Raw genomic sequence first — 23,337 nt, forward strand, 5'->3', positions numbered from 1 at the left:
ACCGGCCTTAAGAAAGGGGCCAAGCCTGCCATTTTTAGCTACCGACGGCGATGACCTGGATCAATCGTCAACGCGGCCGCCTATCTCATTGCATAAACACTCAAGATAACTGCAATTTAATTCATCCTTATGGTAATGAGTTTTCCTTATATATAGCCGCTGATTTGCCATTATCTTTACCAGGGCATAAAACAGTATCAGTCACCGCAAATCAAACAAAAACCAGTTTAAAAAACTGCAATGAAAAAACAATTCAGCACAGAAGGATAATGTCTCGCCGTCGATATAGTGAGACAGATCACACTCAATTATGACGACCGGTACGTTTCCCTGGCATTTAAAATGCCATTATTTTCTTAAAAATCATTAAATTAGGTGTTGTATAGCACATTTTTGTATAAATAAGATTGCCATTTGACGTATGTGTGGATTCCCGATAAGTTGGGAATCCGCTGGAAGCTTTCTGGATGAGTGCTCTGCTCATCATATTTATGCAGTAATTGAGATTCCCTCTTAACAGCAAGTCCTCAAACTTGTGTACCGATGCGAAAAGGATTTAAAGAGGGCGAATGCGAGGTGTAAACCCCGTCGCCATGCTCTTTCTGTGCCCGTGCGCAATCGGTATCGGAGGGTGTCCCGTAGAGCCTGGGGAGGTTCACTGATATGTTGTACGATAAATCCCTTGAGAGGGATAACTGTGGTTTCGGCCTGATCGCCCACATAGAAGGCGAACCTAGCCACAAGGTAGTGCGAACCGCTATACACGCACTGGCCCGAATGCAGCACCGCGGCGCGATTCTTGCCGATGGAAAAACCGGCGACGGTTGTGGCTTGCTGCTACAAAAACCCGATCGTTTCTTCCGAATTGTTGCGGAAGAGCGCGGCTGGCGTTTAGCCAAAAATTATGCCGTTGGGATGCTGTTCCTTAATAAGGATCCTGAACTGGCCAAAGCGGCGCGCCGCATCGTCGAAGAAGAACTTCAACGCGAAACGCTGTCTATCGTCGGCTGGCGCGATGTGCCGACCAATGAAGGCGTTCTCGGTGAAATCGCCCTCTCCTCGCTGCCTCGTATTGAACAAATCTTTGTGAACGCCCCGGCTGGCTGGCGTCCGCGCGATATGGAACGCCGTTTATTCATCGCGCGTCGCCGTATCGAAAAGCGTCTGCAGGAAGATAAAGATTTCTACGTTTGCAGCCTGTCGAACCTGGTCAACATTTATAAAGGTCTGTGTATGCCGGCGGATCTGCCGCGCTTCTACCTGGACCTCGCGGACCTGCGCCTGGAGTCGGCAATCTGCCTGTTCCACCAGCGCTTTTCCACCAACACCGTGCCGCGCTGGCCGCTGGCGCAGCCGTTCCGCTATCTGGCGCACAACGGCGAGATCAACACCATCACCGGTAACCGCCAGTGGGCCCGCGCCCGTACCTATAAGTTCCAGACGCCGCTGATCCCGGATCTCCACGACGCCGCGCCGTTCGTCAATGAAACCGGCTCTGACTCCAGCTCGATGGATAACATGCTGGAGCTGCTGCTGGCGGGCGGGATGGACATTATCCGCGCGATGCGCCTGCTGGTTCCGCCAGCCTGGCAGAACAACCCGGACATGGATCCTGAGCTGCGTTCGTTCTTTGACTTTAACTCCATGCATATGGAGCCGTGGGACGGCCCGGCGGGCATCGTGATGTCCGATGGTCGTTTCGCCGCCTGTAACCTCGACCGTAACGGCCTGCGTCCGGCGCGCTATGTGATCACGAAAGATAAGCTCATCACCTGCGCCTCCGAAGTCGGTATCTGGGATTACCAGCCGGATGAAGTGGTTGAAAAAGGCCGCGTCGGCCCGGGCGAGCTGATGGTTATCGATACCCGCGAGGGGCGTATTCTGCACTCCGCGGAAACCGACAACGATCTGAAAAGCCGTCACCCGTATAAAGAGTGGATGGCGAAAAACGTCCGTCGTCTGGTGCCGTTCGAAGAGCTGCCGGATGAAGAAGTCGGTAGCCGCCAGCTGGATGATGATACCCTCGCCAGCTACCAGAAACAGTTCAACTACAGCGCCGAAGAGCTGGACTCCGTCCTGCGCGTACTGGGTGAAAACGGCCAGGAAGCGGTCGGCTCAATGGGCGACGATACCCCATTTGCCGTGCTCTCCAGCCAGCCGCGTATCATTTACGATTACTTCCGCCAGCAGTTCGCGCAGGTGACCAACCCGCCGATCGACCCGCTGCGCGAAGCGCACGTCATGTCGCTGGCCACCAGCATCGGCCGTGAAATGAACGTCTTCTGCGAAGCGGAAGGCCAGGCGCACCGCCTGAGCTTCAAGTCGCCGATTCTGCTGTACTCCGATTTTAAACAGCTGACCACCATGGAAGAGGAGCACTATCGCGCCGACGTCCTGGATATCACTTTTGATGCCACCGAAACCACGCTGGCTGAAACCGTGAAGGCGCTGTGCGATAAAGCCGAACAAATGGTGCGCAGCGGTACCGTTCTGCTGGTGCTCTCTGACCGCAACATCGCCAAAAACCGTCTGCCGGTACCGGCTCCGATGGCGGTAGGCGCGATCCAGACCCGACTGGTCGATAAGAGCCTGCGCTGCGATGCCAACATTATTGTCGAAACCGCCAGCGCCCGCGATCCGCACCACTTTGCCGTGCTGCTCGGCTTCGGCGCGACGGCTATCTACCCGTATCTCGCCTATGAAACCCTGGCGAAGCTGGTGGATAACAAAGCCATCGACAAAGCGTACCGCGCGGTGATGCTGAACTATCGTAACGGCATCAACAAAGGTCTGTATAAGATCATGTCGAAGATGGGGATTTCGACCATTGCCTCCTATCGCTGCTCGAAGCTGTTTGAGGCGGTCGGTCTGCATCGCGAAGTGTCCGACCTGTGCTTCCAGGGCGTCGTCAGCCGTATCGGCGGCGCGGGCTTCGAGGATTTCCAGCAGGATCTGCTGAACCTGTCGAAACGTGCCTGGCTGGCGCGTAAACCGTTGGATCAGGGCGGCCTGCTGAAATACGTCCACGGCGGCGAATATCACGCCTATAACCCTGACGTGGTGCGCACGCTGCAACAAGCGGTACAAAGCGGCGAATACAGCGATTACCAGCAGTACGCGAAGCTGGTTAACGAGCGCCCGGCGGCAACGCTGCGCGATCTGCTGTGCGTAACGCCGGACGGAACCACGGTGAACCTGGACGACGTTGAGCCGGCCAGCGAACTGTTTAAACGCTTCGATACCGCGGCGATGTCTATCGGCGCGCTGAGCCCGGAAGCGCACGAAGCGCTGGCGGAAGCCATGAACAGCATCGGCGGTAACTCCAACTCCGGCGAAGGCGGTGAAGACCCGGCACGCTACGGCACCAATAAAGTCTCGCGCATCAAGCAGGTCGCCTCCGGCCGCTTCGGCGTGACCCCGGCTTACCTGGTTAACGCCGACGTTATTCAGATTAAAGTCGCTCAGGGCGCGAAGCCCGGCGAAGGCGGCCAGCTGCCGGGTGATAAAGTCACCCCCTATATCGCCAAGCTGCGCTATTCCGTACCCGGCGTAACGCTGATATCCCCGCCGCCGCACCACGATATTTACTCTATCGAGGATCTGGCTCAGCTGATTTTCGACCTGAAGCAGGTTAACCCGAAAGCGATGATCTCCGTGAAGCTGGTTTCTGAACCGGGCGTCGGGACTATCGCCACCGGCGTAGCCAAAGCCTATGCGGATTTGATCACCATTGCCGGCTACGACGGCGGCACCGGCGCCAGCCCGCTCTCTTCCGTGAAGTATGCGGGTTGTCCGTGGGAACTGGGACTGGTGGAAACCCAGCAGGCGCTGGTTGCCAACGGGCTGCGCCACAAAATTCGTCTGCAGGTGGACGGCGGTCTGAAAACCGGCCTTGATATCATCAAAGCGGCCATCCTCGGGGCTGAGAGCTTCGGCTTCGGTACCGGCCCGATGGTCGCGCTGGGCTGTAAATATCTGCGTATTTGCCACCTGAACAACTGCGCAACCGGCGTAGCGACTCAGGATGACAAACTGCGTAAGAACCACTATCACGGTCTGCCGTTTAAGGTCACCAACTACTTTGAATTCATCGCCCGCGAAACGCGCGAGCTGATGGCGCAACTGGGCGTGAAGCGTCTGGTGGATCTGATTGGCCGTACCGACCTGCTGAAAGAGCTGGACGGTTTTACCGCCAAACAGCAGAAGCTGGATCTGAGCAAGCTGCTGGAAACCGCGGAGCCGCATCCCGGCAAAGCGCTGTACTGCACAGAGAACAATCCGCCGTTCGACAATGGCGTACTCAATGCTCAGCTGCTGCAGCAGGCAAAACCGTACGTTGACAGCAAGCAGAGCAAAACTTTCTGGTTCGATATCCGCAACACCGACCGCTCCGTTGGCGCATCGCTGTCCGGCTATATCGCCCAGACCCACGGTGACCAGGGCCTGGCAGCCGATCCGATTATCGCCCACTTTAGCGGTACCGCGGGTCAGAGCTTCGGCGTGTGGAATGCCGGCGGCGTTGAGCTGCATCTGACCGGCGACGCGAACGACTATGTGGGTAAAGGGATGGCCGGCGGCCTGCTCGCCATTCGTCCTCCGGTAGGCTCGGCCTTCCGTAGCCATGAGGCCAGCATCATCGGCAACACCTGCCTGTACGGTGCGACCGGCGGTCGTCTGTATGCTGCGGGTCGTGCAGGCGAGCGTTTCGCGGTACGTAACTCCGGTGCGATCACCGTCGTCGAAGGCATTGGCGACAATGGCTGTGAATACATGACCGGCGGTATCGTCTGCGTGCTGGGCAAAACCGGCGTCAACTTTGGCGCAGGCATGACCGGCGGCTTTGGTTACGTTCTGGATGAAGACGGCGACTTCCGCAAACGCGTGAACCCTGAGCTGGTAGAAGTGCTGGACGTTGACTCTCTGGCCATCCATGAAGAGCACCTGCGCGGTTTAATTACCGAGCACGTGCAGCTTACCGGTTCGCAGCGCGGTGAAGAGATTCTGGCTAACTGGCCGGCCTTCTCAGCGAAGTTTGCGCTGGTTAAACCGAAGTCCAGCGATGTTAAAGCACTGTTGGGTCACCGTAGTCGTTCCGCAGCTGAGCTGCGGGTGCAGGCGCAGTAAGGGGTTAAGATGAGTCAGAATGTCTATCAATTTATCGACTTACAGCGAGTTGATCCGCCAAAGAAAGCGCTGAAGATCCGTAAAATTGAATTTGTGGAAATTTACGAGCCGTTTTCAGAAGGCCAGGCTAAAGCGCAGGCAGACCGCTGTCTGTCCTGCGGCAACCCGTACTGCGAATGGAAGTGCCCGGTTCATAACTACATCCCGAACTGGCTGAAGCTGGCCAACGAAGGGCGTATTTTTGAAGCGGCGGAGCTATCGCATCAGACCAATACCCTACCGGAAGTGTGCGGGCGCGTTTGCCCGCAGGACCGCCTGTGCGAAGGTTCCTGCACGCTGAACGATGAGTTCGGCGCGGTAACCATCGGTAATATTGAGCGCTATATCAACGATAAAGCGTTCGAAATGGGATGGCGTCCTGACCTTACCGGCGTAAAACAAACCGGTAAAACCGTCGCCATCATCGGCGCGGGCCCGGCGGGGCTGGCGTGCGCCGACGTATTGACCCGTAACGGCGTGAAGGCGGTGGTCTTCGATCGCCATCCGGAAATCGGCGGCCTGCTGACCTTTGGTATTCCGGCCTTTAAGCTGGAAAAAGAGGTGATGACCCGTCGTCGCGAGATCTTTACCGGTATGGGCATCGAGTTCAAACTGAATATCGAAGTGGGCCGCGATGTACAGCTCGACGATCTGCTGAAAGATTACGACGCGGTGTTCCTCGGCGTCGGAACCTATCAGTCTATGCGCGGCGGGCTGGAAAACGAAGACGCCAGCGGGGTCTTTGATGCGCTGCCGTTCCTCATCGCCAATACCAAGCAGATCATGGGCTTTGGTGAAACGGCGGATGAACCGTACGTTAGCATGGAAGGCAAGCGCGTCGTGGTTCTCGGCGGTGGCGACACCGCAATGGACTGCGTGCGCACCTCGATCCGCCAGAACGCCGCCCACGTCATCTGCGCCTATCGCCGTGATGAGGAGAACATGCCGGGATCGAAGCGCGAAGTGAAAAACGCGCGTGAAGAAGGCGTGGAATTCCAGTTCAACGTTCAGCCGCTGGGCATTGAAGTGAATGCCAACGGTAAAGTCTGCGGCGTGAAGATGGCGCGTACAGAGATGGGCCAGCCGGATGCAAAAGGCCGCCGCCGCGCGGAAATCGTGGCCGGTTCTGAGCATGTGGTGCCCGCCGATGCCGTGGTGATGGCGTTTGGTTTCCGCCCACACAGCATGGAATGGCTGGCAAAGCACAGCGTTGAGCTCGATTCTCAGGGCCGCGTGATTGCGCCGGAAGGCAGCGACAACGCCTTCCAGACCAGCAACCCGAAAATCTTCGCCGGTGGCGATATCGTTCGCGGCTCCGATCTGGTAGTGACGGCGATTGCCGAAGGCCGTAAGGCAGCTGACGGCATCCTGAACTACCTGGAAGTGTAATGCGAAAATCCGGATAGCAGCGTTATCCGGCTAAATGACGCTAAGCCCGATGGTAATCCCATCGGGCTTATTTATGCGCTTAACAAATCAGAGCGCACTTTAATCACCACTTTTTTAATCTCTGCGGACTCTGTTATTACGCATCCAGGCTTGTGTGGCTCACCCGGCATAAACACCAAAAACATCCCTGGCTTCAATGTCACAGACTGCTCATGAGCTATCTCCGCGCAGAGTTGATAATCATCCTCCGCGCGCCATTCGTCGCATTGCCGCGCAGAGCCAATCGTCCCATAAAAAATCCGCTCCTCACCTGTCAGCAGCAGCTGAATATCAATATATCGTTGATGCAGCTCCGCTTTTTTCCCTTTCGGAGGAAGAGGGACAAACGCCATAACGTTCATAAAGAGATTCTCGCTACGCAGTTCATAGCGGCCCGGTGCCTTGTCCTGCGGCCTGGCGGCTAATGCCAACGTTAACGCTTCCGCCAGCACCGGATGCAACCCTGTATCCGCCAGCGTCCCGATATCTCCCATCAGCATCATTTATCTCCTCTGGCTAACAACGCCGCTCCCAGCAATCCGGCATCATGTCGATAGTGCGCCGTACTCAGCGTTACGTGATACACCGATGGTTCCCAGGCCAGGTACTTCCGTATCCGTTCCAGATAACCAGCAGCCATGCCGACGCTGCCGCCGACCACCACATGCTGACAGTCGGTTATTGCTTTTATATCGGCGATCAGTCGCGCTACGACATGCGCAGAGCGTTCAAGCAGCCCCAGGGCCTGCGCATCCCCGCGAGCCGCGCTGGTAAAGATGGCTTTCGCATCACAGCCGGCAAGCGCGCCCCGCGCGGCTGCCGAAATCCCTCGCCCGGAAGCAATCGCCTCCACGCAGCCTACCCGACCGCAGCCGCAAAGCGGTCCGTCAGGGTCGGCCAGCGTGTGGCCCAGATGCCCAGCCAAACCGCCGGCACCGGTAAGCAACCTTCCGTTACTCACCACGCCGCCGCCAACCCCGGTGGAGACGGTAATAAACGCCATATCGCTGACCTTACCAGCAATAGCCCGGTATTCAGCCCAGGCAGCCGCCTGCGCATCGTTCACCGCCAGCGTCGGCAGGTCCGTTAGCTCCTCTAATGCCTGCACCAGCGGAAAGTGCATAAGTCCACCCAGATTCTGCGGATTAATTGCGAACAGATGACCGTCACGAATAATACCCGTCGAGGCTATCGCAACGCGCTTCGCCCGACTGTATAAAGGCCCAACCAGCATTGCTAATGCAGCGCGTAGCGCATCCGGCGTTTTGCTGGCAGGGGTGGAAAGTTCGCGGCGGTCGCGGATCAGCATGTCATCAGCCACCAGCGCTGCAGCGAGCTTTGTACCGCCAATATCTATCGCCAGCGTAGTCATGGCTGAGCCTCTTTTAACGCCGCGTTATACCACTGGCAAATATGTTCAAGACGGGTAATCGCTGAACCGACGGTCACCGCCCACGCCCCTCGGCGCATAGCTTCAGCCGCCTGAGCTGGCGTGTTATAACGCCCTTCTGCATTTACCCGGCAGCCGGTTTCCGTCAGCGCTTTTACCAGTTCCAGGTCTGGCTCATCCGGCGTATATGCCGTGGTATAGCCCGATAACGTAGTGCCTATGATTTCCACGCCGAGAGAGTGACAGGCCAGGCCATCCTTCAGAGAAGAACAGTCGGCCATCGCTACCCGATTGTGCTGATGAATACGCGCCACTAGCATTGACACGGGCACAGGACGCTCACGCTCGGTTCCATCAACGGCGATAATATCGGCGCCGGCCTGCACCAACGCATCAATATCTTCCAGATATGGCGTGATGCGTACCGGTGAATCATCTAAATCACGTTTAATAATGCCGATAACAGGCCCCCTCACCCGCGACCGGGTCGCGCGTAGGTTCTCTACACCTTCAATGCGCAACGCGACTGCGCCGGCCTGCTCCGCCGCCAGCGCCATCGCAGCCACGATCTCCGGCTTATCCAATGGGCTACCGGGTACCGGCTGGCAGGAAACAATAAGACCGCCGTTTGCGCTAATGCGTAAATCCAGTTCTTTAAGCAAAGACATACTCGCTCCCTGATAAATTTGTTCGCCCGGCACCACCGCCAGGCTGTCGCTATCTGGTCTTAACTAATCCGCTTTTGTCACCGCTAAAAGGCGCCGCACCGCTCAGTGGTTTACCATCGATTGCATCATGAGTTCGTATCGCTTCCGGACGGATCCAGCGCTGTACGCGGGACGGCATATCCAGACCAATCAACAGGATCACGACGAACGTCAGGCCAAAAGAGAGTGAACCCAGCGCGGTGCCCAGATCGAGACGCTGGGCGATCAGGGCGCCGAGCACTGGCGCGATCGCGCCGCCCAGCGCCCCCACGTTGTAGGTAAAACCAAGACCGGCCGCACGCTGATCGGTGTCGAAATAACCCCCTATCAGTTTCGGTAAGATCCCGGAGATCCCCTGCCCTAACATCTGCTGGAAAAACAGTAGCAGCCCAAGGACCCATATGTTTGTGCCGCCGATAGCAAAGACCGGAATAATCAACAGCTGTGAAGCCAGCAGACTACAAACGTAGGCCTTACGCGTTCCCAGCCAGTCACCGAGAAACCCGCCCACGCAGCAGCCGACCGCCGCACCAAAGCCGCTGAAAAACAGAATCTTCGCCACAGTCGCGGGGTCATAGGCCAGCTCTGTTTTCAGATAAGTCGGCAGCAGTGCCTGGATAGGCCATGAATAAAGGAAGGCGAAAAGTACCACGACCATCAGCATCACGCCCGTAGGCCAGCGCTTGCCGCTGCTCTGCACCATAAAGCTGATAAATATCACGGCACACATCACGCCCAGCAGTAGCACGATACCGGCGTTTTGCAGGTTGCCCGCAAAGCAGAACCATAGCGCAACCGCTGCCACTATGGTCATCAGAATATTAATAACCCGATGTTTGCCCCGATAAAGGATATCGACCATGGTCTGTACTGGCGCTTTGCCCTCATGCTTCTCTTTCCAGTCTTCAGCTTCCGGAATGTTTTTCCGCAGCCAGAGAGCAAATACGATAGGTACGATGCCGATAAAAAACAGCGCTCGCCAACCCCAAACGGGTACCACCAGACTGTAAACCTGAGCAGCAATCACAGCGCCCACAGAGAACCCGGAGATGAGAAAACCGCTAGCCTTATTACGTAAATGTCGGGGCCAGCTCTCAATCACATAAGTGGCGCTGGAACCATACTCTCCCGCCATGCCCATACCGATAACCAGACGAGCAAAAAACATGGTGGTATAGCCAGGCGCAAAACCGCAGGCCAGAGTACCAAGGGAAAAAAGTATAATGCTGCTGACCATAGCCAGGCGTCGACCATAACGATCTCCCATCGCGCCGAGCATCAGGCCGCCGAACCAGCGAGAGATGAAAGCCGCTGAGATGAGGCTGGCAGCCTGAACGGTTGTCAGGCCGAAATCCCCCTGAACTTCGGTAAGTACCAGGGCGATTAATACAAAATCAAAACCATCAAGCAAATATCCGAGCCAGGCAGCAGAGAACGCACGCCACTGAGGACGACTGAGATGGCGGTACCACGGGATGTTCTGGGTCGTTGCACTCATTTTACTCTCCCGACGATTTTCGTTGTCATTCCGGGAGCGCTTCGCTTACCCGGTCAGGAAAAGGTAAATCGCTGAGCGGATAGCGTTTTCGCCACCCGACCACCGTTCAGCCGCGTTCCTGCATTAGCTGCTGCGCCAGCGCTTTCAGCTCCGGCAGATAATTTTCATCTACCGGACCAAAAGGCTTACGGCACAGCGGCTCAGCAATAACATCCATATAGTGCAGCACACTCTTCAATCCACGGAATACGCCGGTTTTAATCAGCAGATCGATTGCCTTGTTACATCCGCTTTGCAACTGCTGCGCTTTGCTAACATCACCCTCTTTCAATGCCTGTACAATGCCCTGGTAACGCCAGCCCATAATGTTGTAAGTACTACCAATTCCGCCATCGGCACCCGCCAACAGGCCAGAGGCAAATATCTCATCGTAACCGTTGTACAGCACCAGATCCGGATGCGCTCGACGGATCTGCTCCATCTGGAACAGATCTCCCGAAGTCTGCTTTAACGCACCAACGCCAGGCAAAGTCACCAACGTATTAATTTGTTCGAGAGTCAGCTTAACGCCGCTGAGCGCCGGAATGTTGTACACCACCATCGGTAAACCATTAGCAGACTCAATAATGGCCCGATAATGCGCACAGTGTTCTTCAAAACTAAACGGATAATAAAACGGTGTTACGGCGGATACGGCATCGAAGCCATAGCCTGCAGCAGCCCGAGCCAGCTGCTGGCTTTCGAGGGTACTCACACAGCCGACGTGGGCAATGAGAGCCATTTTACCTTTCGCCTCCTCCGCCACGATCTCCAGCACTTCCTGGCGCTCTGAGCCGCTCTGAACAAAGGCTTCACCGGTCGAGCCTCCCACATATAGCCCATCAACTCCCTGGCTCAGATTAAAACGAACCAGCCGACGCAGGCTGTTTTTATCCAGTTTTTGTTGACTATCGAATGGCGTAAGCAACGCCGCCATAACCCCACGTAAATTAACTGCCATAACGACCTCATCTGAACTTTTACGATTAACTATGTACCTTTATACCTGTTATACCAGATAATTTAATAAGCATAGTAACAGAGATCGCTTATAATGCGATCTGCTTCACTAAACGCTCGTCATGAGCGAGGGGATCGTTTGCGGGGCTGAGCTTTCTGACCGAAGGCGTGCCAGGTAGCGGATACGCTGTTGAGATGGGTCTGTAGGGCGCGATCGGCTTCATCAGGATCGCGACGACGAATGGCGTCAACAATAGCGATATGCTGTTGATAGCTCACGCTGTTATGTTCGTGCAGCTCACGTTCTGGCACCTTAGGCCGGGCCGCGATTAGCCAGTCCAGCAGTGCCACATGAATAGCCATAAAGATTGGATTACCGGGGATTTCCGCCAGCACCCGGTGAAATTCAACGTCAGAACGGATAAACAGGGCATTGTCATCAAGCGACTGGCTGTTAATTTTTAGCGCCTGAGCGAGTTTTTCAAGCTGCTTTTCGCTGGCATGCTCTGCGGCATAGCGCACCAGACTCGACTCAAAAAACAGGCGCAGCTGTTCAAAGTGCGCTATTCCGCCCGGGTGCGATAAAAAATCTTTCGCCATGCCGGAGAGCTCACCAATGATGGTATCTGCAGAAGGCCGCGACACGCGGGCGCGCTCGCCGTTATTAATCTGCACCAGCCCCTTGCGTTTCAGCGCCGCCAGCGCTTCACGAACCGATGGACGTCCCACGTTAAAAAACGTCATGAGCTCACGTTCCGACGGTAGCTGCTCTCCTTCCGCAAACTCCCGGCGCCGAATCATCTGCTCAAGCTCTTCTTCCACCATTTCAGACAGCTTTTTGCGCGCCAGAGGACGGCGGCCCAGAGTGTTGCCAATGGAGGATGGGGTATCTTCGGCTTGTGGATCAAATGCGCTCATAGGGACCATTGTGTGATTTGTGACAGCACGTGACGGCTGCTCCATTTTAACACAGGAATTTTGCTGAGATCATAAAACAGGCCCCGAAGGGCCTGATAAACATTATTTAACGACGCGCAGCGCCGGACGCCCGCCGCGAGGCGGTGGCGTATCGTCGGGATCGTCGTCGTGATTATCCGGCTTATCGCCATCGATCACCGACATGACCGTTTCGCTGTCAGGCAGCTCTTCGTCATCGTTCAGGCTAGTGACATCTTCATCATAAGCCGCTTCTGGTTCGAACATGGTTCCCGCACCATTCTCGCGCGCGTAAACCGCCAGCACGGCCGCCATCGGCACGGAGACATTGCGCGGCACGCCGCCAAAGCGCGCGTTAAAACGCACTTCGTCGTTGGCCAGTTCGAGGTTACCGACAGCACGTGGGGCAATATTGAGAACAATTTGCCCATCGCGAGCGTACTCCATCGGGACCATTACGCCCGGCAGAGTGACGTCAACGACCAGATGCGGAGTCAGCTGGTTATCCAGCAGCCACTCATAGAACGCTCGTAACAGGTACGGGCGACGCGGCGTCAGCTGTGATACATCCATCATTTAGCCCCGACCGAGACGCATTTCACGTTCGGCTTCAGTTAAAGAAGCGAGGAAAGAGTCGCGCTCAAACACGCGAGTCATATAGCCTTTAAGCTCTTTCGCGCCAGCACCGACCAGCTCTACGCCGAGAACCGGCAGACGCCACAGCAGCGGTGCCAGATAGCAGTCTACCAGGCTGAACTCATCGCTCAGGAAGTAGGGCTTCTGGGTGAATACTGGCGCAATCGCCTGCAGTTCTTCACGCAGCTGCTTACGCGCAGTATCAGCCTGCGCAGCGGTACCGGTCTGAATGGTATTCATCAACGAATACCAGTCCTTTTCGATACGGTGCATGTACAGACGGCTTTCCCCACGCGCCACCGGGTAAACCGGCATTAGCGGCGGATGTGGGAAACGCTCATCCAGGTATTCCATAATGATGCGAGATTCCCACAGAGTGAGCTCACGATCCACAAGCGTCGGTACGCTTTGATTCGGGTTGAGGTCAATCAGATCCTGAGGCGGGTTGTCCTTCTCCACGTGCTCTATCTCAAAACTAACACCTTTTTCGGCCAGCACGATGCGGACCTGATGGCTATAGATGTCAGTAGGACCAGAAAACAGCGTCATTACCGAACGTTTGTTGGCAGCGACAGCCATGAAAACCTCCAGGTATATTCAGAATTTTTGTACTGCTGCCGACCACGCATGGCCAGCCAGATGTAAAAACCCCATTTGCGTGACTTCATTTCGTTCGTCATCCAAACAAAAAATGAACAATCACCTGCATTTGGGCAGAAAATTGGATGATAGTTTACCAGATTTTGAAGACGTTGTGGTGAGGGGATTCTGGAAATGCTGAAAAAGTGGTAATAATGGGGCGTTTGTAGAGGGGAAATGGCAAATTTATCCATAAAAAAACCCGCCGAAGCGGGTTTTTTCGCAAATTGTTCTGCGTGAGCAGAAAACAATTAACGTTTGGAGAACTGCGGACGACGACGTGCTTTACGCAGGCCGACTTTCTTACGTTCAACCTGACGAGCATCACGAGTAACGAAGCCAGCTTTACGCAGTTCGCCACGCAGGGACTCATCGTACTCCATCAGAGCGCGGGTGATACCGTGACGGATCGCACCAGCCTGACCAGAGATACCACCACCTTTAACGGTGATGTACAGATCTAATTTCTCAACCATGTCGACCAGTTCCAGCGGCTGACGAACTACCATGCGGGCAGTTTCACGACCGAAGTACTGTTCCAGAGAACGCTGGTTGATAACGATTTTACCGTTGCCCGGTTTGATGAAAACGCGAGCTGCGGAACTTTTGCGGCGACCGGTGCCGTAGTATTGATTTTCAGCCATTGCCTATAATCCCGATTAGATGTCAAGAACTTGCGGTTGCTGTGCCGCGTGGTTGTGCTCGTTACCCGCGTAAACTTTCAGCTTACGGTACATAGCACGACCCAGCGGGCCTTTTGGCAGCATGCCTTTAACCGCGATTTCAATCACACGCTCAGGACGGCGGGCAATCATCTCTTCAAAGGTCGCTTCTTTGATACCACCGATGTGGCCGGTGTGGTGGTAGTACATTTTGTCTTCGCGCTTGTTGCCGGTTACAGCAACTTTTTCTGCGTTCAGAACGATGATGTAATCACCGGTATCAACGTGCGGAGTGTATTCCGCTTTATGCTTGCCGCGCAGGCGCAGAGCCAGTTCGGAAGCCAGACGGCCCAGAGTTTTACCGGTCGCGTCAACAACATACCAGTCGCGTTTTACGGTTTCTGGTTTAGCTGTAAAAGTTTTCATTAAAAGCTTACCCAAATAAATAAGTTACACGTTGGTGAACACCCAAACGTTTAGTCAGTTGAGGTTCACACGACATTGTCCAGCAAACCTACCCCTTCGAATAGCCTATGCCGGCACATAGAAAGTTTTGGGAAAAAAACCTTCTCGTAACGTGGGGTCGCAAGATTATAGAGAAGTCGGGGTCAAAGATCGACCCCTTTATGTGATTTGTCCCCGGTTTTACCCCGCCAGGTGTTCCCGCTTCAGATACTCCTCACTTTGCATCTCCTGCAGGCGCGATAAACAGCGCTGGAACTCGAATTTTAATCTCTCGCCCTGATAGATCTCATACAGCGGTACCGCCGCGCTGACCACCAGCTTGACGTGGCGCTCATAGAACTCATCGACCAGGGCGATAAAGCGCCGCGCCTCGCTCTCCATCAGCCCGGTCATCACCGGCACATCAAAGAGCATCACGGTATGAAACAGACGCGAGAGCGCAATATAGTCGTGCTGGCTACGCGCATCCACGCACAGCGTGGCGAAGGAAGCCGCCAGCGTCTGGTTCTCAACGCCCAGCGTCGGCAGCGGGCGATGGTTGATCTCCAGCGTTGGCATCTGCTCGCGCTTCGCCCCCGCTAGCGCCAGCCACAGTTTATCCATCTGCTGCTGCGTCTCAGCGTTCAGCGGCGACAGCCACAAATGCGCCTGGGTTAGCGTGCGCAGGCGGTAATCAATACCGGCGTCGACGTTCATCACATCGCAATGCTGTTTAATGGCGTCGATGGCGGGCAGGAAACGAGCGCGCTGAAGGCCGTTGCGGTACAGCTCGTCAGGCGGAATATTCGACGTCGCCACCAGGGTTATGCCGCGGGCAAACAGCGCTTTCATCAGGCCGCCCAGCAGCATTGCATCGGTAATATCAGAAACGAAAAACTCATCGAAGCAGAGCACATCGGTTTCAGCTTTAAAGCGATCCGCGACGATTTCCAGCGGATCGCTGTACCCCTGCAGCGACGTTAACTCTTCATGAACCCGCAGCATAAAGCGATGAAAGTGCAGACGTTGTTTACGTTCCCCCGGCAAACTTTGATAGAACAGATCCATCAACCAGGTTTTTCCTCTGCCGACGCCGCCCCACATATAGAGGCCGCGAACGGCAGCCGTTTCGGCAACGGGTTCGCGCTTGCCCAGCAGTTTGCCGAATTTGGCCCACAGACCGCCGCCGGTTTGCGGCGCGACCGAAGGTTTATTCTGCAGTTCTTGATAAATCGTATCGAGGCGGCTGACCGCTTCTCGCTGGACGTCGTCAGGTTGATGGCTCCCCTCCTTGAGAGAGGAAAGGTAACGCGATGTTGGGGACAGGCTTTGCATGATCTAATTGTTATTCCTTGAAAACCGTAATGCCGTAGCTCACGATTGACGAAAAAAAGGCCGCTCTACACTACGTGATGATACGCCAGGATTCCACTTCTGTGGAATTAGCGGTTATAGTGGCACTATCGGGCGCAGGCGGAGAGCCTCACAGCCACCCTACGGAACCACAAAACAACGGGAGATGTTCATGACCTGGGAATACGCGCTAATTGGGCTAGTTGTCGGCATCATTATCGGCGCCGTCGCGATGCGTTTTGGCAATCGCAAATTACGCCAACAGCAGGCGCTGCAGTTCGAACTGGAAAAGAATAAAGCAGAGCTGGAAGAGTACCGCGAAGAGCTGGTGAGCCATTTTGCCCGGAGCGCAGAGCTGCTGGATAACATGGCGCATGATTACCGCCAGCTGTATCAGCATATGGCGAAAAGCTCCAACAACCTGCTGCCGGACAGCATGGCGGACGCCAACCCGTTCCGCAATCGTCTGGAAGAGTCCGAAGCGGGCAACGATCAGGCCCCGGTCCAGATGCCGCGCGACTACTCTGAAGGCGCATCCGGTCTGCTGCGCGGCGGCGTAAAGCGCGACTAAACCGGCAACGACAGTAAAAATATTTTCCGGGCGCACCCTCTGCGCCCGTTTCCACCTTCCATCCCAGCTACAATTTAACGATTGCCCACGTTGTTACCGGGTCGAAAATTCAATAACATCGGGCCATTCGGGACGTTTCCCATACACCTTAGGTTACGAGAGCCAGCAACTAATGAATAAACCGACTTTGCTGTTGAGTGCGTTAGCGTTAAGCATTGGGTTGTCGTTGTCCGCCTTACCTCCGGCAGCAGCGTCTTTACCGACACAGGTTCCCGGCCAGGGCGCGTTGCCAAGCCTCGCGCCGATGCTGGAGAAAGTGTTGCCGGCGGTGGTGAGCGTACAGGTTGAGGGTACCGCGTCACCCGCGCAAAATATGCCGGAAGAGCTGAAGAAGTACTTTGGCGACAACGCGCCGCAAGAGCAGGCGCAGCCTTTTGAAGGCCTGGGATCAGGGGTCATTATTGACGCCGCAAAAGGCTACGTGCTGACCAATAATCACGTCATTAATCAGGCCCAGAAAATCAGCGTCCAGCTCAACGACGGGCGTGAGTTCGATGCCAAACTGGTCGGCAGCGACGAGCAGAGCGATATCGCCCTGCTGCAGCTGCAAAAACCCAGCAACCTGACGCAAATCGCGATCGCCGACTCCGATAAACTGCGGGTGGGCGACTTCGCCGTCGCCGTCGGTAACCCGTTTGGCCTGGGCCAGACCGCCACTTCAGGGATTATTTCAGCCCTTGGCCGCAGCGGCCTGAACCTTGAGGGGCTGGAGAACTTTATCCAGACTGATGCCTCAATCAACCGCGGCAACTCCGGCGGCGCGCTGCTGAACCTCAACGGCGAGCTGATTGGTATCAATACCGCTATTCTGGCCCCGGGCGGCGGCAGCGTCGGCATTGGCTTCGCGATCCCCAGCAATATGGCGAAAATCCTCTCCCAGCAGCTTATTCAGTTTGGTGAAATCAAACGCGGCCTGCTGGGTATTAAAGGTATGGAAATGAGCGCGGATATCGCCAAAGCGATGAACCTTGACGTCCAGCGCGGCGCGTTCGTCAGCGAGGTCCTGCCAAACTCCGGATCGGCCAAAGCGGGAATTAAATCTGGCGACGTTATCGTCAGCCTCAACGGTAAACCGCTCAACAGCTTCGCCGAACTGCGTTCACGCATCGCCACGACCGAGCCGGGCACCAAAGTGAAGCTAGGACTCTTGCGCGAAGGAAAACCCGTTGAAGTGGAAGTCACTCTGGACAAGAGCACCTCTTCTTCCGCCAGCGCCGAGCTTATCGCACCGGCCCTGCAGGGCGCATCGTTAAGCGACGGTCAGATGAAAGACGGAACCAAAGGCATCGTCATTGATAATGTCGATAAAGGCAGCCCGGCCGCGCAGGCGGGCCTGCATAAAGACGATATTATTATTGGCCTCAACCGCGAGCGCGTGCGCTCCATTGCCGAACTGCGCAAAGTGCTCGAAAGCAAACCGACGGTGATTGCGCTGAACGTCATTCGCGGCAGCGAAAGCATCTATCTGCTGCTGCGTTAACTCGCCTTCCGGGCATCGCGTGCAGTGCGATGTCCGGACAAGACGTGTTATGCTGCGCCTGTCTATCCATCAACGATATCTGCATCATGCCTGGAAAGTTTTTACGTTCGATACTTATCGGTTTGATTGTCGGCGGCCTGCTGCTGGCCGTTATGCCTTCGCTGCGCCAGTGGCAGCTTTCGCCGACCACGCAGTACGATAGCGCGGATGAATCCCCCGCCAGCTATAATTCCGCCGTTCGCCGCGCCGCCCCAGCGGTCGTGAACGTCTATAACCGCGCCCTTAACAGCACCAGCCATAACCAGCTAACGCTCGGTTCCGGCGTGATCATGGACCAGCGCGGCTATATCCTGACCAATAAGCACGTTATCAACGATGCCGACCAGATTATTGTTGCCCTGCAGGATGGCCGGGTCTTTGAAGCGCTGCTGGTCGGATCCGATACTCTCACCGATCTGGCGGTATTAAAAATCAACGCCAGCGGCGGCCTGCCGGTCATTCCGATTAATCCGAAACGCGTGCCGCATATCGGTGATGTCGTGCTGGCGATTGGCAACCCGTACAACCTCGGGCAAACAATTACCCAGGGCATTATCAGCGCCACCGGCCGTATCGGCCTGAACCCCACCGGGCGCCAGAACTTCCTGCAGACCGACGCGTCGATCAACCACGGTAACTCAGGCGGCGCGCTGGTGAACTCGCTGGGCGAGCTTATGGGTATCAACACCCTGTCATTTGATAAAAGCAACGACGGCGAAACGCCGGAGGGCATCGGCTTTGCGATCCCCTTCCAGCTGGCAACCAAGATTATGGATAAGCTGATCCGCGATGGCCGCGTAATTCGCGGCTATATAGGGATCAGCGGCCGCGAAATTGCGCCGATGCATGCGCAGGGCGGCGGCGGTATCGATCAGCTGCAGGGGATTGTGGTGAATGATGTTGCGCCGGAAGGCCCGGCCGCCCAGGCGGGTATCCGCGCCAACGACGTGATTATTTCCGTTAACGACAAGCCCGCCGTTTCCGCCCTCGAAACCATGGATCAGGTCGCAGAGATTCGTCCGGGTTCGGAAATTCCGGTGGTGATTATGCGCGACGATAAAAAAATCACGCTGCATATCGCCGTACAGGAATATCCGGCAACCAATTAACAGGCTCCCCCGCCGGGGGAGCACCTTTCAATCAGCAAATAGCGGCCCGGCCGGGAATGTCGCCAGAAACCCGGTTATGGCCAGCAGCGACCGCAGGTCAGGCCACGCAAACTGGCGCTCCCGCAGCTCGTCATCCAGCGTCATGAGCGCAAACTCGCCTTTATCCCCCAGAACGCCGCCCTGCCAGAGCAACCGTTGAGCCTGCTGCCGGGCCCAGGGGGAATCGCTCTTCCAGGCCAGCAGGTGCAGCAGCGCCTGCTGCAGACAGATGCCAGAAGGATGCTTATCCCGCAGCAGCCGCCGGTAAACCGGCAGCGATATGCTGCGTACGGTATAAAAACCGCTGCGGGTTTCGGCATCAGCATCCGCCACGCTGGCGCAATACTGACCGGCCAGATCGCATAGACGATTGTGCGTCAGCGGCTGGCCCAGGGCGTTCAGGCGACCCGCTGCGGCACACAGCAGCCCACTTCTTTGCATCCACGGCGTGGAGTCCCGAAATACCGCATCAGGTAGCGCCGGTTCTGTTTCAGCTGCTTTATTTTGCGTACCCGCCTCATAGCAATGGACAAAAAAATCATGGCCTCCGCGGGCAACTGATGGTTGCGCTAACAGGTTAAGCGCGGGCTGCAGTTGTTCAACTTCATCTACTGATGCCAGCATGTAATCGATAATGACATCTTTTGTCGATGCCCTGCTTTCGGGGCGTAATGTTATGGTTTCATTCATCAAAGCCTCCTTATAGGAAATCTCCCGGTGGCGCTGCGCTGACCGGGCTACGGGTCCGTGCAGTCTGGCAGCCCGGACAAGGCGCGTTAAGCGCCGCCTCCGGGATAATCCCCGGGTCGCGGCTGACGCCTTACCCGGGCTACAGGTTTACAGCCGTCTGCGATCCGGTAGCCCGGACAGGCGCAGCGCGCCGCCTCCGGGAAAGGTAACGATTTACATCGCCAGCACGTACTTGAGCATCACCCCGGCGGCAATCGCCGAGCCAATCACCCCCGCCACGTTCGGGCCCATCGCGTGCATCAGCAGGAAGTTCTGCGCGTCCGACTCCAGACCCACTTTGTTCGATACCCTGGCCGCCATCGGCACCGCCGACACCCCGGCCGAGCCAATCAGCGGGTTGATTTTGTTCCGGCTGCACAGGTTCAGCAGCTTCGCCATCAGCACCCCCGCCGCCGTCCCCACGCAGAACGCAATCACCCCCAGCACCAGTATCCCCAGCGTCTGCGGCTGCAGGAACTTGTCCGCCACCAGCTTGGCCCCCACCGACAGCCCGAGGAAAATGGTCACGATATTTATCAGCCCGTTCTGCACCGTGTCGCTCAGGCGCTCCACCACCCCGCTCTCGCGCATCAGGTTGCCGAAGCAGAACATCCCCAGCAGCGGCGCCGCGTCCGGCAGCAGCAGCGCCACCAGCAGCAGCAGCACCGCCGGAAAGAGGATTTTTTCCCGCTTACTCACCGTGCGCAGCTGCACCATGCGGATTTTCCGCTCCTTCTCGCTGGTCAGCGCCTTCATAATCGGCGGCTGGATTAACGGCACCAGCGCCATATACGAGTACGCCGCCACCGCGATGGCCCCGAGTAATTCCGGCGCCAGCTTGCCCGACAGATAAATCGCCGTCGGCCCGTCCGCGCCGCCGATGATGCCGATGGCCGCCGCCTGCGGCAGGGTGAAGCTGATGATGCCGAAGTAGTTCAGCGTCAGCGCCCCCAGCACCGTGGCGAAGATGCCGAACTGCGCCGCCGCCCCCAGCAGCAGGGTGCGCGGGTTGGCCAGCAGCGGGCCGAAGTCGGTCATCGCCCCGACGCCCATAAAAATCACCAGCGGGGCGATACCCGAGCCGATGGCGACCTTATAGAAGATGGCCAGCACCCCGGCGGAGTAGCCCATATCCACGGCGAGCTCCTCCATCTGCCCCTGCACCGACGGCAGGGCCAGCGCCAGCGCCTCCCTGATGGCGTGGACATCCGGCGTACAGTGGAGCTTCACGGCAATCACCGCCAGCTGTCCGGCGTCGTGGTGCGCCAGCAGGCTCTCCAGGGCGGTCAGCGCCAGCCCGGCCTCCGGGATATTCGACAGCAGACCGCCGAAGCCAATCGGCAGCAGCAGCAGCGGCTCGAACTTCCTCGCGATGGCCAGCCACAGCAGCAGCAGGCTCACCAGCAGCATGACGGCCTGGCCGGCGCCGAGGTGCATCAGCCCCATGCCCTGAATCAGGGCGTTCAGACTTTCCATTTCCGTTCCTCTTCCTTACGCCAGGCTCAGCAGGGTGTCGCCCACAGCCACCGCGTCCCCGGATTTCACCGCGATACCGCGCACGGTCCCGGCCTGCGCGGCGCGGATTTCGGTTTCCATCTTCATGGCTTCCAGAATCAGCAGCACGTCGCCCTCGGCCACCGTCTGGCCTTCCGTGGCAATGACCTTCCAGATGGTGCCCGCCAGCGGCGCGGTCACCGGGGTGCCGGCACCTGCCGGGGCGGCTGCGGGGGCCGTGGCCTGAACGGGGGCCGCTGCCGTCAGCGGGCTGATATCGCCGCCGTCGCTGACCTTCACCACAAAGGCCTTACCTTCCACTTCCACGGTGTAGACGCCGGAGGCGGCCGGTTTCTCTGCTTTCACCGCCGGTTTGACCTCTTCAGCCTGCGGCAGCGGCTCGAACGCCGCCGGGTTGTGGCGGTTCTCAAGGAACTTCAGGCCGACCTGCGGGAACAGGGCCACGGTGAGCACGTCGTCGATGGCGTTGTCGGCAAGCTGAATATTCTTCTCCTGCGCCTGGCGCTTCACGTCGGCTTCCAGCTGCGCCAGCTCCGGCTTCAGCAGGTCCGCCGGACGGCAGGTGATGGCCTCTGCTCCGTCCAGCACGCGCGCCTGTAATGCCGCGTTCACCGGCACCGGGGGGTGGCCGTACTCGCCCTTCAGTATCCCGGCGGTCTCCTTCGCGATGGTTCTGTAGCGTTCGCCGGTCAGCACGTTAAGCACCGCCTGGGTGCCGACAATCTGCGAGGTCGGGGTGACCAGCGGGATAAAGCCGAGGTCCTCGCGCACGCGGGGGATTTCCGCCAGCACCTCATCCAGACGGTGGGCGGCGTTCTGCTGCTTCAGCTGGCCCTCGAGGTTGGTGAGCATCCCGCCCGGCACCTGGGCCACGAGGATACGGCTGTCGGTGCCCTTCAGCTGGCCTTCAAAGGCGTGGTATTTCCTGCGCACCTCGCGGAAGTACGCCGCAATGCTCTCAAGCTTCAGGATATCCAGCCCGGTGTCGTGTTTTGTGCCTGCCAGCGTCGCCACCAGCGCCTCGGTGGCCGGGTGGCCGTAGGTGGCGCTCATGGAAGAGATGGCGGTATCGACGCCGTCGACGCCGGCCTCGATGGCCTTCAGCAGGGCCATCTCCGCCATCCCGGTGGTGGCATGAGCATGCAGGTGCAGCCTGACGTCATAGCGTTTTTTGATTTCGCTCACCAGCTCGAAGGCCGCCATCGGGGTGAGAATGCCGGACATATCCTTAATCGCGATGGAATCGACGCCGGTCTCCAGCAGCTGTTCGGTCAGGTCGAGCCAGGTCTGCAGGGTGTGGGCCGGACTGGTGGTGTAGGAGAGCGTGCCCTGGGCGTGGGCGCCGTGGCTGCGCACCGCCTGCAGGGCGGCCTGCATATTGCGCGGGTCGTTCATGGCGTCGAAGACGCGGAACACGTCCATGCCGTTTTTGACGGCGCGCTCAACGAAGCGCTGCACCACGTCATCGGCGTAGTGGCGGTAGCCGAGCAGGTTCTGGCCGCGGAGCAGCATCTGCAGCGGGGTCTTCGGCATGGCCTTTTTGAGCTCGCGCAGGCGGACCCAGGGGTCCTCGCCGAGGAAGCGGATGCAGGCGTCAAAGGTGGCGCCGCCCCAGCATTCAAGGGACCAGTAGCCCGCGTCATCGAGGGCGGCCGCAACGGGGAGCATATCGTCGAGGCGCAGGCGGGTGGCGAAAAGGGACTGGTGGGCGTCGCGCAGGACGACATCGGTAATGGCAACGGTCATGGATTCCTCCGTGAATTAAGGGTTAAGCGGCGATGGTGGTGGATAGCGGCGGCAATCACCGGCGCCAGGCGGGCGAAGTCGTCAGCGGGCGCTACGGCGGCGGGTGCGGCCTTCGGCGCGGGAGCCGGTTCCGGGAAGAAGCGGTTGACGGCGGCGGACATGCCGCGGATGGCGAAAATCAGCAGAAACAGAAA

At 57.4% G+C, this 23,337-nt stretch carries 20 protein-coding genes; 5 read left to right on the forward strand and 15 right to left on the reverse strand.

Features of this window, described 5'->3' with window-relative positions; genetic code table 11:
• The first annotated feature begins 663 nt into the window (after window positions 1-663).
• Window positions 664-5,124 (forward strand): glutamate synthase large subunit, encoded by a 4,461-nt coding sequence (gene gltB / locus F8562_RS13415; protein WP_025108152.1) that lies wholly within the window; start codon window positions 664-666, stop codon window positions 5,122-5,124.
• Window positions 5,125-5,133: 9 nt separating this feature from the next.
• On the forward strand, window positions 5,134-6,552 hold the full coding sequence (gltD, locus tag F8562_RS13420) for a glutamate synthase subunit GltD (protein WP_014839637.1): 1,419 nt from the start codon (window positions 5,134-5,136) through the stop codon (window positions 6,550-6,552).
• A gap of 71 nt (window positions 6,553-6,623) precedes the next feature.
• On the opposite strand, the gene nanQ is transcribed toward gltD, so the two are convergent.
• From nanQ to zapE, 11 genes are all read right to left on the reverse strand, one after another.
• The gene (gene nanQ / locus F8562_RS13425; protein ID WP_014226990.1) at window positions 6,624-7,091 is read right to left on the reverse strand and encodes an N-acetylneuraminate anomerase; all 468 of its coding nucleotides are present in this window, start codon (window positions 7,089-7,091) and stop codon (window positions 6,624-6,626) included.
• Window positions 7,091-7,963, reverse strand: coding sequence for an N-acetylmannosamine kinase (gene nanK, locus F8562_RS13430; RefSeq protein ID WP_014226991.1), 873 nt, complete (start codon window positions 7,961-7,963; stop codon window positions 7,091-7,093). The genes nanQ and nanK overlap by 1 nt, the downstream gene beginning before the upstream one ends.
• Window positions 7,960-8,649, reverse strand: coding sequence for an N-acetylmannosamine-6-phosphate 2-epimerase (locus F8562_RS13435; RefSeq protein ID WP_014226992.1), 690 nt, complete (start codon window positions 8,647-8,649; stop codon window positions 7,960-7,962). The genes nanK and F8562_RS13435 overlap by 4 nt, the downstream gene beginning before the upstream one ends.
• A gap of 49 nt (window positions 8,650-8,698) precedes the next feature.
• Window positions 8,699-10,186, reverse strand: a complete 1,488-nt coding sequence (locus F8562_RS13440) for an MFS transporter (protein WP_089046396.1) — start codon at window positions 10,184-10,186, stop codon at window positions 8,699-8,701.
• Window positions 10,187-10,292: 106 nt separating this feature from the next.
• Window positions 10,293-11,186, reverse strand: coding sequence for an N-acetylneuraminate lyase (nanA, locus tag F8562_RS13445; protein ID WP_014839641.1), 894 nt, complete (start codon window positions 11,184-11,186; stop codon window positions 10,293-10,295).
• 119 nt (window positions 11,187-11,305) lie between these two features.
• On the reverse strand, window positions 11,306-12,112 hold the full coding sequence (nanR, locus tag F8562_RS13450) for a transcriptional regulator NanR (RefSeq protein ID WP_032693266.1): 807 nt from the start codon (window positions 12,110-12,112) through the stop codon (window positions 11,306-11,308).
• Between the two features lie 93 nt (window positions 12,113-12,205).
• Window positions 12,206-12,694 carry a ClpXP protease specificity-enhancing factor gene (gene sspB, locus F8562_RS13455; protein WP_014226996.1) on the reverse strand — a complete coding sequence of 163 codons (489 nt, stop codon included), beginning with the start codon at window positions 12,692-12,694 and terminating at the stop codon, window positions 12,206-12,208.
• Between the two features lie 3 nt (window positions 12,695-12,697).
• Window positions 12,698-13,336: a stringent starvation protein SspA gene (gene sspA, locus F8562_RS13460; protein ID WP_014226997.1), complete on the reverse strand. Its 639-nt coding sequence runs from the start codon at window positions 13,334-13,336 to the stop codon at window positions 12,698-12,700.
• Between the two features lie 311 nt (window positions 13,337-13,647).
• Window positions 13,648-14,040 (reverse strand): 30S ribosomal protein S9, encoded by a 393-nt coding sequence (rpsI, locus tag F8562_RS13465; protein WP_000829815.1) that lies wholly within the window; start codon window positions 14,038-14,040, stop codon window positions 13,648-13,650.
• A gap of 15 nt (window positions 14,041-14,055) precedes the next feature.
• Window positions 14,056-14,484 (reverse strand): 50S ribosomal protein L13, encoded by a 429-nt coding sequence (gene rplM, locus F8562_RS13470; RefSeq protein ID WP_004106200.1) that lies wholly within the window; start codon window positions 14,482-14,484, stop codon window positions 14,056-14,058.
• 219 nt (window positions 14,485-14,703) lie between these two features.
• Window positions 14,704-15,837: a cell division protein ZapE gene (zapE, locus tag F8562_RS13475; protein ID WP_014839642.1), complete on the reverse strand. Its 1,134-nt coding sequence runs from the start codon at window positions 15,835-15,837 to the stop codon at window positions 14,704-14,706.
• A 190-nt stretch (window positions 15,838-16,027) separates the two neighbouring features.
• Between zapE and zapG the strand changes: the two genes are divergently transcribed.
• The 3 genes from zapG (at window position 16,028) to degS (ending at window position 19,114) form a co-directional block, all read left to right on the forward strand.
• The gene (gene zapG, locus F8562_RS13480) at window positions 16,028-16,426 is read left to right on the forward strand and encodes a Z-ring associated protein ZapG (protein WP_004854637.1); all 399 of its coding nucleotides are present in this window, start codon (window positions 16,028-16,030) and stop codon (window positions 16,424-16,426) included.
• A 172-nt stretch (window positions 16,427-16,598) separates the two neighbouring features.
• Entirely contained in the window at window positions 16,599-17,966 is a 1,368-nt protein-coding gene (gene degQ, locus F8562_RS13485) for a serine endoprotease DegQ (protein ID WP_014226999.1), read from the forward strand.
• Between the two features lie 86 nt (window positions 17,967-18,052).
• On the forward strand, window positions 18,053-19,114 hold the full coding sequence (gene degS / locus F8562_RS13490; protein ID WP_009651894.1) for an outer membrane-stress sensor serine endopeptidase DegS: 1,062 nt from the start codon (window positions 18,053-18,055) through the stop codon (window positions 19,112-19,114).
• Between the two features lie 27 nt (window positions 19,115-19,141).
• Here degS and F8562_RS13495 read toward each other — a convergent pair whose 3' ends face one another.
• From F8562_RS13495 to F8562_RS13510, 4 genes are all read right to left on the reverse strand, one after another.
• Window positions 19,142-19,843, reverse strand: a complete 702-nt coding sequence (locus F8562_RS13495; protein WP_032720211.1) for a membrane protein associated with oxaloacetate decarboxylase — start codon at window positions 19,841-19,843, stop codon at window positions 19,142-19,144.
• A gap of 213 nt (window positions 19,844-20,056) precedes the next feature.
• Window positions 20,057-21,358, reverse strand: a complete 1,302-nt coding sequence (locus F8562_RS13500) for an oxaloacetate decarboxylase subunit beta (protein WP_151891891.1) — start codon at window positions 21,356-21,358, stop codon at window positions 20,057-20,059.
• A 15-nt stretch (window positions 21,359-21,373) separates the two neighbouring features.
• On the reverse strand, window positions 21,374-23,143 hold the full coding sequence (gene oadA / locus F8562_RS13505) for a sodium-extruding oxaloacetate decarboxylase subunit alpha (protein WP_151891890.1): 1,770 nt from the start codon (window positions 23,141-23,143) through the stop codon (window positions 21,374-21,376).
• On the reverse strand, window positions 23,140-23,337 hold a 198-nt coding region (locus F8562_RS13510), incomplete at its 5' end, for an OadG family transporter subunit (RefSeq protein ID WP_151891898.1). The genes oadA and F8562_RS13510, both read right to left, overlap by 4 nt.

Origin of the sequence: Klebsiella sp. RCJ4 (assembly GCF_009025755.1) — a bacterium.
Classification (GTDB): domain Bacteria; phylum Pseudomonadota; class Gammaproteobacteria; order Enterobacterales; family Enterobacteriaceae; genus Klebsiella; species Klebsiella michiganensis.

Coding starts and splice junctions, on each gene's coding strand:
- gltB (WP_025108152.1), top strand. CDS start 664: ATGTTGTACGATAAATCCCTTGAGAGGGATAACTGTGGTTTCGGCCTG.
- gltD (WP_014839637.1), top strand. CDS start 5,134: ATGAGTCAGAATGTCTATCAATTTATCGACTTACAGCGAGTTGATCCG.
- nanQ (WP_014226990.1), bottom strand. CDS start 7,091: ATGCTGATGGGAGATATCGGGACGCTGGCGGATACAGGGTTGCATCCG.
- nanK (WP_014226991.1), bottom strand. CDS start 7,963: ATGACTACGCTGGCGATAGATATTGGCGGTACAAAGCTCGCTGCAGCG.
- F8562_RS13435 (WP_014226992.1), bottom strand. CDS start 8,649: ATGTCTTTGCTTAAAGAACTGGATTTACGCATTAGCGCAAACGGCGGT.
- F8562_RS13440 (WP_089046396.1), bottom strand. CDS start 10,186: ATGAGTGCAACGACCCAGAACATCCCGTGGTACCGCCATCTCAGTCGT.
- nanA (WP_014839641.1), bottom strand. CDS start 11,186: ATGGCAGTTAATTTACGTGGGGTTATGGCGGCGTTGCTTACGCCATTC.
- nanR (WP_032693266.1), bottom strand. CDS start 12,112: ATGGTCCCTATGAGCGCATTTGATCCACAAGCCGAAGATACCCCATCC.
- sspB (WP_014226996.1), bottom strand. CDS start 12,694: ATGGATGTATCACAGCTGACGCCGCGTCGCCCGTACCTGTTACGAGCG.
- sspA (WP_014226997.1), bottom strand. CDS start 13,336: ATGGCTGTCGCTGCCAACAAACGTTCGGTAATGACGCTGTTTTCTGGT.
- rpsI (WP_000829815.1), bottom strand. CDS start 14,040: ATGGCTGAAAATCAATACTACGGCACCGGTCGCCGCAAAAGTTCCGCA.
- rplM (WP_004106200.1), bottom strand. CDS start 14,484: ATGAAAACTTTTACAGCTAAACCAGAAACCGTAAAACGCGACTGGTAT.
- zapE (WP_014839642.1), bottom strand. CDS start 15,837: ATGCAAAGCCTGTCCCCAACATCGCGTTACCTTTCCTCTCTCAAGGAG.
- zapG (WP_004854637.1), top strand. CDS start 16,028: ATGACCTGGGAATACGCGCTAATTGGGCTAGTTGTCGGCATCATTATC.
- degQ (WP_014226999.1), top strand. CDS start 16,599: ATGAATAAACCGACTTTGCTGTTGAGTGCGTTAGCGTTAAGCATTGGG.
- degS (WP_009651894.1), top strand. CDS start 18,053: ATGCCTGGAAAGTTTTTACGTTCGATACTTATCGGTTTGATTGTCGGC.
- F8562_RS13495 (WP_032720211.1), bottom strand. CDS start 19,843: ATGAATGAAACCATAACATTACGCCCCGAAAGCAGGGCATCGACAAAA.
- F8562_RS13500 (WP_151891891.1), bottom strand. CDS start 21,358: ATGGAAAGTCTGAACGCCCTGATTCAGGGCATGGGGCTGATGCACCTC.
- oadA (WP_151891890.1), bottom strand. CDS start 23,143: ATGACCGTTGCCATTACCGATGTCGTCCTGCGCGACGCCCACCAGTCC.